The 10,585-nt window shown below is 39.6% G+C and carries 7 protein-coding genes, 16 tRNA genes, 2 rRNA genes and 1 pseudogene (1 of these 26 running past the window's edge); all 26 read left to right on the top strand.

The genetic code is table 11. The features are described 5' to 3' along the window. Window positions 1-1,411, top strand: a 23S ribosomal RNA gene (locus ACEWFJ_RS21755); it begins 1,511 nt to the left of the window's first position. Between the two features lie 106 nt (window positions 1,412-1,517). After that, window positions 1,518-1,633, top strand: a 5S ribosomal RNA gene (rrf, locus tag ACEWFJ_RS21750). A 9-nt stretch (window positions 1,634-1,642) separates the two neighbouring features. Then, window positions 1,643-1,717, top strand: a tRNA-Asn gene (locus ACEWFJ_RS21745). A gap of 3 nt (window positions 1,718-1,720) precedes the next feature. Continuing rightward, window positions 1,721-1,812, top strand: a tRNA-Ser gene (locus tag ACEWFJ_RS21740). Window positions 1,813-1,821: 9 nt separating this feature from the next. Beyond that, window positions 1,822-1,896 (top strand) — tRNA-Glu (locus ACEWFJ_RS21735). Window positions 1,897-1,900: 4 nt separating this feature from the next. Further along, window positions 1,901-1,976: transfer RNA gene (locus ACEWFJ_RS21730), tRNA-Val, on the top strand. 20 nt (window positions 1,977-1,996) lie between these two features. Next, window positions 1,997-2,073 (top strand) — tRNA-Met (locus ACEWFJ_RS21725). A gap of 2 nt (window positions 2,074-2,075) precedes the next feature. Next, window positions 2,076-2,151: transfer RNA gene (locus ACEWFJ_RS21720), tRNA-Asp, on the top strand. An 8-nt stretch (window positions 2,152-2,159) separates the two neighbouring features. Beyond that, window positions 2,160-2,235, top strand: a tRNA-Phe gene (locus ACEWFJ_RS21715). 13 nt (window positions 2,236-2,248) lie between these two features. Then, window positions 2,249-2,324, top strand: a tRNA-Thr gene (locus ACEWFJ_RS21710). 8 nt (window positions 2,325-2,332) lie between these two features. After that, window positions 2,333-2,415 (top strand) — tRNA-Tyr (locus tag ACEWFJ_RS21705). Window positions 2,416-2,429: 14 nt separating this feature from the next. Then, window positions 2,430-2,503: transfer RNA gene (locus ACEWFJ_RS21700), tRNA-Trp, on the top strand. Between the two features lie 10 nt (window positions 2,504-2,513). Beyond that, window positions 2,514-2,589 (top strand) — tRNA-His (locus tag ACEWFJ_RS21695). Window positions 2,590-2,702: 113 nt separating this feature from the next. Next, window positions 2,703-2,777: transfer RNA gene (locus ACEWFJ_RS21690), tRNA-Gln, on the top strand. 5 nt (window positions 2,778-2,782) lie between these two features. Further along, window positions 2,783-2,857 (top strand) — tRNA-Gly (locus ACEWFJ_RS21685). A gap of 10 nt (window positions 2,858-2,867) precedes the next feature. After that, window positions 2,868-2,941: transfer RNA gene (locus ACEWFJ_RS21680), tRNA-Cys, on the top strand. Window positions 2,942-2,947: 6 nt separating this feature from the next. After that, window positions 2,948-3,029: transfer RNA gene (locus tag ACEWFJ_RS21675), tRNA-Leu, on the top strand. Between the two features lie 122 nt (window positions 3,030-3,151). Beyond that, window positions 3,152-3,343, top strand: coding sequence for a hypothetical protein (locus ACEWFJ_RS21670; RefSeq protein ID WP_473689879.1), 192 nt, complete (start codon window positions 3,152-3,154; stop codon window positions 3,341-3,343). A 448-nt stretch (window positions 3,344-3,791) separates the two neighbouring features. Beyond that, window positions 3,792-4,022, top strand: a complete 231-nt coding sequence (locus ACEWFJ_RS21665) for a hypothetical protein (protein WP_473689878.1) — start codon at window positions 3,792-3,794, stop codon at window positions 4,020-4,022. Window positions 4,023-5,141: 1,119 nt separating this feature from the next. Next, window positions 5,142-5,912 (top strand): transglycosylase domain-containing protein, encoded by a 771-nt coding sequence (locus tag ACEWFJ_RS21660; protein ID WP_473689877.1) that lies wholly within the window; start codon window positions 5,142-5,144, stop codon window positions 5,910-5,912. 442 nt (window positions 5,913-6,354) lie between these two features. After that, a pseudogene (locus tag ACEWFJ_RS21655) lies at window positions 6,355-7,009 on the top strand (DsbA family protein). Window positions 7,010-7,122: 113 nt separating this feature from the next. After that, window positions 7,123-7,196, top strand: a tRNA-Gly gene (locus ACEWFJ_RS21650). A 376-nt stretch (window positions 7,197-7,572) separates the two neighbouring features. Next, window positions 7,573-7,782, top strand: a complete 210-nt coding sequence (locus ACEWFJ_RS21645; RefSeq protein WP_473689876.1) for a hypothetical protein — start codon at window positions 7,573-7,575, stop codon at window positions 7,780-7,782. Window positions 7,783-7,821: 39 nt separating this feature from the next. Next, a complete protein-coding gene (gene queG / locus ACEWFJ_RS21640) occupies window positions 7,822-8,961 on the top strand; it encodes a tRNA epoxyqueuosine(34) reductase QueG (protein ID WP_473689875.1) in 1,140 nt (379 codons plus the stop codon). Between the two features lie 49 nt (window positions 8,962-9,010). After that, window positions 9,011-9,907, top strand: coding sequence for an amidase domain-containing protein (locus ACEWFJ_RS21635; protein WP_098308957.1), 897 nt, complete (start codon window positions 9,011-9,013; stop codon window positions 9,905-9,907). A gap of 55 nt (window positions 9,908-9,962) precedes the next feature. Continuing rightward, complete coding sequence (gene trmL, locus ACEWFJ_RS21630) at window positions 9,963-10,451, top strand: tRNA (uridine(34)/cytosine(34)/5-carboxymethylaminomethyluridine(34)-2'-O)-methyltransferase TrmL (RefSeq protein ID WP_473689874.1); 489 nt, start codon at window positions 9,963-9,965, stop codon at window positions 10,449-10,451. Window positions 10,452-10,585: the final 134 nt, after the last annotated feature.

Raw genomic sequence — 10,585 nt, 5'->3', positions numbered from 1 at the left:
GCACGTCCAAGCAGTTAGGCTGGTAAGTAGGCAAATCCGCTTACCGCGAAGGCTGAGCTGTGATGGGGAAGCTCCTTATGGAGCGAAGTCTTTGATTCCCCGCTGCCAAGAAAAGCTTCTAGCGAGATAAAAGGTGCCTGTACCGCAAACCGACACAGGTAGGCGAGGAGAGAATCCTAAGGTGTGCGAGAGAACTCTGGTTAAGGAACTCGGCAAAATGACCCCGTAACTTCGGGAGAAGGGGTGCTTTCTTAACGGAAAGCCGCAGTGAATAGGCCCAAGCGACTGTTTAGCAAAAACACAGGTCTCTGCGAAGCCGTAAGGCGAAGTATAGGGGCTGACACCTGCCCGGTGCTGGAAGGTTAAGGAGAGGGGTTAGCGCAAGCGAAGCTCTGAACTGAAGCCCCAGTAAACGGCGGCCGTAACTATAACGGTCCTAAGGTAGCGAAATTCCTTGTCGGGTAAGTTCCGACCCGCACGAAAGGTGTAACGATTTGGGCACTGTCTCAACCAGAGACTCGGTGAAATTATAGTACCTGTGAAGATGCAGGTTACCCGCGACAGGACGGAAAGACCCCGTGGAGCTTTACTGTAGCCTGATATTGAATTTTGGTACAGCTTGTACAGGATAGGCGGGAGCCTTTGAAGCCGGAGCGCTAGCTTCGGTGGAGGCGCTGGTGGGATACCGCCCTGGCTGTATTGAAATTCTAACCTACGGGTCTTATCGACCCGGGAGACAGTGTCAGGTGGGCAGTTTGACTGGGGCGGTCGCCTCCTAAAAAGTAACGGAGGCGCCCAAAGGTTCCCTCAGAATGGTTGGAAATCATTCGTAGAGTGCAAAGGCATAAGGGAGCTTGACTGCGAGACCTACAAGTCGAGCAGGGACGAAAGTCGGGCTTAGTGATCCGGTGGTTCCGCATGGAAGGGCCATCGCTCAACGGATAAAAGCTACCCCGGGGATAACAGGCTTATCTCCCCCAAGAGTCCACATCGACGGGGAGGTTTGGCACCTCGATGTCGGCTCATCGCATCCTGGGGCTGTAGTCGGTCCCAAGGGTTGGGCTGTTCGCCCATTAAAGCGGTACGCGAGCTGGGTTCAGAACGTCGTGAGACAGTTCGGTCCCTATCCGTCGTGGGCGTAGGAAATTTGAGAGGAGCTGTCCTTAGTACGAGAGGACCGGGATGGACGCACCGCTGGTGTACCAGTTGTTCTGCCAAGGGCATAGCTGGGTAGCTATGTGCGGAAGGGATAAGTGCTGAAAGCATCTAAGCATGAAGCCCCCTCAAGATGAGATTTCCCATAGCGTTAAGCTAGTAAGATCCCTGAAAGATGATCAGGTTGATAGGTTCGAGGTGGAAGCATGGTGACATGTGGAGCTGACGAATACTAATAGATCGAGGACTTAACCATACAATATGTATACTACATTGATGTTATCTAGTTTTGAGAGAATATAAAAACTTGTTGACTTTATTTTTGAATAAAGTATAATGATGATTGTCTCAATTAAATACAGTCTGGTAATGATGGCAGAGAGGTCACACCCGTTCCCATACCGAACACGGAAGTTAAGCTCTCTAGCGCCGATGGTAGTTGGGACTTTGTCCCTGTGAGAGTAGGACGTTGCCAGGCTTACAGTATTCCGCAGTAGCTCAGTGGTAGAGCTATCGGCTGTTAACCGATCGGTCGTAGGTTCGAGTCCTACCTGCGGAGCCAATTGGAGAGCTGTCCGAGATGGCCGAAGGAGCACGATTGGAAATCGTGTATACGTCATAAGCGTATCAAGGGTTCGAATCCCTTGCTCTCCGCCATAATATTTTGGCCCGTTGGTCAAGTGGTTAAGACACCGCCCTTTCACGGCGGTAACACGGGTTCGAATCCCGTACGGGTCACCACTTTGGAGGATTAGCTCAGCTGGGAGAGCACCTGCCTTACAAGCAGGGGGTCGGCGGTTCGATCCCGTCATCCTCCACCATATAAATTTATAAATATCGTCGCGGGGTGGAGCAGTCTGGTAGCTCGTCGGGCTCATAACCCGAAGGTCGCAGGTTCAAATCCTGTCCCCGCAACCAATGGTCCCGTGGTGTAGTGGTTAACATGCCTGCCTGTCACGCAGGAGATCGCCGGTTCGACCCCGGTCGGGACCGCCATTTATGAAGGCTCGGTAGCTCAGTCGGTAGAGCAGAGGACTGAAAATCCTCGTGTCGGCGGTTCGATTCCGTCCCGAGCCACCATTTTAGATATAATGCCGGCTTAGCTCAATTGGTAGAGCAACTGACTTGTAATCAGTAGGTTGGGGGTTCAAGTCCTCTAGCCGGCACCATGTAAGTCGGAGGGGTAGCGAAGTGGCTAAACGCGGCGGACTGTAAATCCGCTCCTTCGGGTTCGGCAGTTCGAATCTGCCCCCTCCACCATTTACATTTTATATAGGGGCATAGTTTAACGGTAGAACAGAGGTCTCCAAAACCTCCGGCGTGGGTTCGATTCCTACTGCCCCTGCCAACACAGCATGGCGGCTGTGGCGAAGTGGTTAACGCATCGGATTGTGGCTCCGACACTCGTGGGTTCGATTCCCATCAGTCGCCCCATTTTTAATATTACTTTACAAATTAAATTAGTTATGATAATATACTAAATGTCGAGTTTGGATATTTAAAGTAATAAAAATGATAATAAGTCATATAATGTATTAATAATTCGATGGGCTATAGCCAAGCGGTAAGGCAACGGACTTTGACTCCGTCATGCGCTGGTTCGAATCCAGCTAGCCCAGCCATTTTTGCGGAAGTAGTTCAGTGGTAGAATACAACCTTGCCAAGGTTGGGGTCGCGGGTTCGAATCCCGTCTTCCGCTCCAAATTTAATATGGCGGCATAGCCAAGTGGTAAGGCAGAGGTCTGCAAAACCTTTACCACCGGTTCGAATCCGGTTGCCGCCTCCATATTATGCCGATGTGGCGGAATTGGCAGACGCGCACGACTCAAAATCGTGTTCCGTAAGGAGTGTCGGTTCGACCCCGACCATCGGTACTGTAAATAGCTTTAAATCAAGGCTTCTCATATGTGAGGGCTTTTTTATTTTGTCTTTTTTTACACGACAGAAATAAGTCAAAATCGTGTGCATCGAATCAGACGCATAGGAGGTTTTTATAATGAGACGTCGTGGAGAACTGACAGATACTGAGTTGAACTTAATCACACAAAGAATAAATGATGAAGAAGCATTTTCTTTCTTTATTAAAGATTGCCACTTAAGAAATCTAAGACCAGCAACTATACAGTATTACCAAAGCGAGCTTTCAGTCGCAAAGAATACATTAAATAAAGAGCTGGTGGATCTCTAACAAAAAGACATTAAGAATTCTTAAGTTAGCAATAGAAACCTCTCTATTACTGAAATTATCATATTTTGTTTTTATAACATGGAAATGGCATATATCCTTCTTTCAATATCAAACTTGATTTATTTGTGAAGTTTTCATAAACACTGCACAAAGCCCTGAAATAGCCTATTATCGAATTTTAACGCTACCCTCTATGAATTTTTTACTTTACCGTTGATGGTAACTAATAGTTGTTAAACTAAACTGCCCAGTTAGTTCAAGAAGAGATAATAAAATTCTCATTTTATAATATGGTCAAAGGCGAAACCCTTAACCATGCGTTCAAGGCTATGCCTTGTTCAACAATGTAATCAAATTAGAATTCAAGAAGTAAGATTACGAATAATTAATTAAGGAGAGCTAATGCTCTCTTTTTTTGTGGTAAAATGTTCATAGGTGGGGGTGCGGTATGAAGACTAGAACAAAACTAATTATACTTATGTCTATAGCTGTCTCAGTTTTATATGTTGGATCGTTAATCGGATTGAGAGAGCCATCTATAATTGACGAACAAAGCTATACAATAGACGAATGGAACCATGAGGTCGAAGTTAAAGCAGACCAATTAAGACATACAAAAAGCAGTTGGGAAAGAGCAGAACTTAAAGATGAACTAATTCATCTTGGATGGCAGTGGTAAGTAACAGGCGGTCAATGAGGCTGTCTTTTTTATTTGTATGTATTTCTTTTTATAAAAAAAATTATAGAACAAACAGTCGAAAGTAGAAAAAAATTCAAATTGAATATTTCATTAATATTTTGAGGAATCCCACCAATTAAAGTTCTAATTAATAACATTACTATACTACCTAATAGAGAATACATAACTAAAGCTAATTTAAAAGGTAGGGATTTAGGTACTATATAATATCTATATAATAATTCACCTATTATACATCCTATTAAAACCATAGGTGCCCCATAAATTATCATCATTATAGTAAGACCTAAAACATTTTTCCAATCTAATAAATTTGGAGACATAATCAGTCCCAACAGATTTGCTGAAATAATCAAGCTAATAAAAGAATACAGATAAGATACTATAAATTTTCTAATGATCTACCTCTCCAATCGTACGATTAAATTTTCACAATTAATTTTATTGAAAATATGATGCTTTTGCAATTTTTTCTGAGTAAAATTGTGGATTTAGGTTCTGTTTTTATGAATACTCATCAAAAACAATAGTTATTTTTATTTACTTATAGAAAAAACTCGGAACACAGAGGCTTGATGGAGAGAGGAAAACTTACATATAAGTTCGTGGCAGAGTTTGATTTGGAAGAAGACGCAAGAGAGTATGAAGTCCACTTAATTCAGAAATATAAGAAGCAGGGGTTATGTAGGTTTAATAAAAAAACGCTTTAAATTCCTGACGAACAGAGGTATAATTAACAGGAATCTGATGCAACGATTTTTTCACAAATGCGATAAACCTTGATGTATAGTTATTTATAAGGATTGATGGTTTGAGTGGGATTCAAAATCGTGTTCCGTAAGGAGTGTCGGTTCGACCCCGACCATCGGTACTGTTTAGACGAGGATAACTCGTTTTTTTTGTGTTTCTAGACGTATAATAGGCGTAGATAATTTGATTATATCAAGCGTTTTCTACCGTAGTAGAAAACGTTTTTTTCTTTCATTTAAATTACAACTTTGTAAGGAAGTTGTAAGAGAAATCGATTGGATATTTTTAAAAAGCAAGGTATTCTTAAATTAAGAACAATGAATGTTAGAAGAAATGGGGGTGTCTGTTGTGAAAGAACGAACAGTACATCGTACTGCTTTTGATCATCATATTACTTTAACTTCGATAACAAAAATTTTTTATAGAGCTCTTATATTATTATTATTATTACTAGGCTGTGCATTATTATTTGCTGGAAATAAAATGATTGAAAACAAAGATATAAGTAAATTGAAAGTACCTGTTCATTTTGAGGTGCCAGAACAATTAGGTAATGCATTTATTGCAACTGAAGATAAGCGCTTCTATCATCATAATGGATTAGACTATATTGCAATTGTCAGAGCGACAGTAGAAAATATAAAAGCTGGTCATGTTGTACAAGGTGGTAGTACAATAACTCAGCAACTTGCAAAAAATGTTTTTTTAACAAATGAACGAACATTTTCTCGTAAATGGGATGAAGTTTTCTATACAAAAAAAATAGAACGAACATTTACGAAAGATGAGATTTTAAAATTGTACTTAAGCAATATTTATTATGGAGAAGGAGCATGGGGAGTTGAGGAAGCAGCCAAACTTTATTTCGGTAAAGAGGTAGATCAATTAACATTGAGTGAAAGTGCTATGCTTGCAGCTGTTGTGAAAGCTCCAACTTATTATTCACCAATACAACATTATGATAAAGCTGTGGAAAGACGTAATATTGTGTTAAAGCTTATGGAGCAAGAAGGGTATATTACTCATGCAGAATATGTACAAGCTACAAATGAAAAGCTTGTCATTCGTCAGGATATTCCTAAAAATCAACCAGTACAGCATGTAAAGGCGGTTAGTTAAGAGTAAGTTCAAAATGAACTTACTCTTTTTTATCCCGCACTAACGGGCAGTAAGACTCCCACCTCAAGATTCTGAGAAAACAAAGAAGATAGGTGGGAGATAGCTGCCCGTAAGAGCCCGATTGGTTCAACTAACCATCAGTGGGGGATAAAGAAAACCCCCACTGATGGAAGTTTCACTTTATCCCGCTATTCGTGGGCAGTAAGACCCCCACCTCAAGATTGAGAGAGAAGCGAAGAAGATAGGTGGGGGATGAAGAAACCCCCACTGATGGAAGTTTCACTTTACGTGAATGAATTTAAGAAAAGTGAGACACAATATTGTCACATTTGTTTAATTTTGCTTATTTTATGAGCAACTTCAATGGACTGTTTATATGAGAATTGATATCATGAGTAATGTATATAAGCATCATACAAAGAATAAAAAACATTAAAGAGGAATGTGTATGAAATCAAAAAATATTATAATTCTCGGTGTTATTTTTACTGTTGCGGTACTGATTGTAATTGGGACGATTGCATATAGCATTGTGAGTAATAAGACGGAAAAAGGAAAAGATACATTTTCATATGGCACACAACAATCGTTAGGAGAGAAAGATGCTCCGATTCATATTGTTGAGTTTGGAGATTTTAAATGTCCAGCTTGTCGTACATGGGATGCAACGGTATTACCACGTTTAAAAGAAGAGTATATTAACAAAGGGAAAGTTCAGCTGCATTTTATTAATTTTCCATTTATTGGGAAAGATTCTGATTTAGGAGCAGCTGCTGGAAGCAATTTACAAGCAAGATCCAAAAGCTTTTTGGACATTTTATGATGAAATATATCACAATCAACAGAATGAACAAGAAGAGTGGATTACAGAGGATCTATTAGTAAATATAGTAAAACAAAAGCTTCCTAGTATTGATGTAGCGGAATTTAAAAAAGATTTAAATAGTAAGGAAATAAAAGATAAAGTACAGAAGGATCTTGACCTTGCTGAGAAATTAAAAGTACAAGGTGCACCATCCATATACGTAAATGGTAAGCTTGTTAATCCGGACTACGATAGTATTAAAGCTGCAATTGATAAAGAGTCGAAAAAGTGATGAGTGATTCATCACTTTTTCGACTTTTTTCGATAAAATTCTTGCAACACCTTATATTCCATGCTATACTTCTTAACATAAGTTAACAAAAAATTAATATTTTCTTTATATTTGCGGGTGTAGTTTAGTGGTAAAACAAGAGCCTTCCAAGCTCTGGTCGAGAGTTCGATTCTCTTCACCCGCTCCAGATATCATTCCAAATTTCTATAATAATTGTGATCAACGCAGTGTTTCGTTTCTCAGATAAACGAGGTATTGCGTTTTTTTATGTTTGGAATGCATGAATATGCGTGAAAATAGTAATGTGGAATTTCCTATGATATATGTTGTTATAATAAAGTGAAATGTTTATCAGTGAAATATATTAAGAAATAGTGAATCGTTTGTAAATATAAATGAAACATAATTAATGAGGACATTAAAGTGTGAACAGCAACCTCTATATGGATTGTATCCCGCTATTCGTGGGCGGTAAGACCCCCACCTCAAGGTTGAGAGAGCAGCGAGGAAGATAGGTGGTGGATAACTGCCAGTAAAAGCCCGATTGGGCGGGCTTTCCATCAGTGGGGGCTCAAAAAACCCCACTGATGGAAGTTTCACTTTATAAAAAGAAAGGTGGTAAAACTGTTACTGAAAAGAGGCGGAACCTCAATAAGCAGAATATGTTGTATGAATTTAATCAATCAACATATATATACCGATGGCTAGGCAAAAAATTAGGCCTATGGGGAACGACACAAACGATTGGGTTTGTAGAAGCTGGAAAACTCTAAATGGGTATGTTTGTACACATTTTCAGTAGCAGAGTAAGTGTGAACTTCGAACAATTAAAGCAAGATGTGATAGCTTATAGTAAAACAATTGGAATTGATAAAATAGGCTTTACAAGCGCTTCGCCATTTGAAGAGTTAAAGCAACGACTTATGCAGCAGCAACAATTAGGATATCAATCTGGATTTGAAGAATCGGATATAGAGAAAAGAACGAATCCGCAATTATTATTACCGGGTGCAAAATCAATTATTGCTATTGCATTGGCTTATCCTTCAAAACTAAAAAATGCACCGCTAAGCAAACGCGGTGAGCGACGAGGTATTTTTTGCCGTGCCTCTTGGGGTACAGATTATCATCTTGTTTTGCGTGATCGTTTAGAGAAGCTGGAAGCATATTTAATTGAACGTTTACCGGGGATAGCAGTAAAGTCGATGGTAGATACGGGAGAATTAAGTGATCGAGCTGTTTCAGAGCGAGCGGGCATTGGATGGAGTGCAAAGAACTGCTCCATTATTACGCCAGAGTTTGGTTCGTATGTCTATTTAGGTGAGATGATTACAAATATTCCTTTTCCTCCAGATACTCCAATTGAAGATCAATGCGGGAGTTGTACAAAGTGCATTGATGTGTGTCCAACAGGAGCGCTTGTACAAGGGGGACAATTAAATGCCCAAAAATGTATTGCATTTTTAACGCAAACAAAAGGTTTTCTTCCGGAAGAATATCGAGATAAGATTGGAAACCGCATTTATGGATGTGATACGTGTCAAACTGTTTGTCCAAAAAACAAAGGAAAAGATTTTCATAATCATCCGGAAATGGAACCAGATCCAGAGCTCGTAAAACCTTTATTAAAACCTCTTCTTACGATTAGCAATCGTGATTTTAAAGAAAAGTATGGCATTATGTCTGGGTCATGGCGGGGAAAAAAGCCGTTACAGAGAAATGCGATTTTGGCGCTTGCGCATTTTAAAGATACGACGGCTATTCCTGATTTAGTTGCCTTAATGAAAGAAGATCCTCGTCCTGTTATTCGTGGAACGGCGGCGTGGGCATTAGGTAAAATTGGCGGAGAAGGTGTGCAAGAGGCTATTGAAAAAGCGAAAGAGCGAGAAAAAGATGAAGAAGTTCTTCATGAGATGAATCGTGGTCTTGAACTGTTAGCTGAGAAAAAATAGCAGATTATCCCTCAGTCCCTCATATTGTAATAAGGGGAGGGGAGACTCTATGTCTATAAAACAGCATCTTCAACAGTGTCTGCAAGGGCAATTGGATTATATAACAAATAAACGTATGAATGAAGCAGAAATTCCAGATGATATTGTTGACATGTTACACCGTAAAAAGAAGCTCTTTACAAGGCGTAATGCGGAGATTGTAAAAAGCAATGCTAACGTATCTTTTCTTAGACAGTTAAAAGGTGTGAACTATGATGAAGTAGATTATCAAATTCATTTTCAGTATTTTATTCGTCATCATCATTTATTTTATGTAGAGGAAGAACAAATGGAGAGGCGTTTACGATTAGAAGATGGATGTATCAAGCAAGATATAGCAATTGGAACGCCGATAGATGAACAGAAAGTTGGAACGTTAGAACGTGAAGTAACAAAGGGAAAAGGACAATATATTCCATACAGTTATAATCGCTTAGAGGCAGTGAAATATGCAGAGCGGTGGTGGGATGATCGGAATCCTGCTTATCAGAACTTCCAAGATAATTGTACAAATTTTATTTCTCAATGTCTGCATGCTGGTGAAACACCAATGAGTGGATATCCGAATATTCGCAGTGGATGGTGGCAGCAAAATCGCCAATGGAGCTGGAGCTGGGCGGTAGCTCATTCTTTTCATTGGTATTTATCAAGTGATTCTCTAGGACTTCGAGCAAAGCAAGTTGAGAAGCCACAGGATCTAATGCTTGGAGATATCATTGTATATGATTTTGAAAATGATGGCAGATGGAATCATACGACAATTGTCGTGGCAAAAGATGCTAATGGTATGCCTCTTGTAAATGCACATTCTGCCAATAGTCGCAGACGTTATTGGGATTATGAAGATTCAAGTAAGTATACACCGCAAATGAAATATAAGTTTTTTCATATTCTTGATAATGACTAGAGATTTTTTATCCAAGTGGTATAATACGTAGTAGAAAAAGATTGAGGTGAACATTGTGGGAATACATGTTGTTTTATATCAACCAGAAATTCCAGCGAATACAGGTAATATTGCGCGTAGTTGTGCAGCAACAGGTGCAGAATTACATTTAATTAGACCGCTTGGATTTTCTACTGACGATAAAGCGTTAAAGCGTGCTGGATTAGATTATTGGGAGCACGTAAAAATTACGTATTATGACTCTATTGAGGAATTTTATGAGAAAAATGAAAATGGTGAGTTTTTCTACTTAACAAAGTATGGAGAGAAAGCACACACAACATTTGATTATAGTAACGTAGAAAAAGATTATTATTTCGTATTTGGAAGAGAAACAAATGGTCTTCCAGCAAATGTGATTGAACATAATTTTGATCATTGCTTACGCATTCCAATGACTGATAAAGTCCGTTCTTTAAACTTATCTAATACTGCAGCAATTTTAATTTATGAGGCATTGCGCCAGCAAAATTATCCGGGATTAGATGTAGAAATTGTTTATTAAAAACCGTCATATGACGGTTTTTCTTTGAAGAAAACTAATATTTTTTAAGAAAGGCTTGCATCTGTTTGAAAAATCGACAAATTTCATTAGGGTTGAATATCATTGCCGAAGGAGTAGAGGAGGCAATGATATTC

The sequence above is a fragment of the Bacillus sp. EA-CB0995 genome (assembly GCF_055814245.1).
This window is presented reverse-complemented; position numbering and strand designations above follow the sequence as displayed.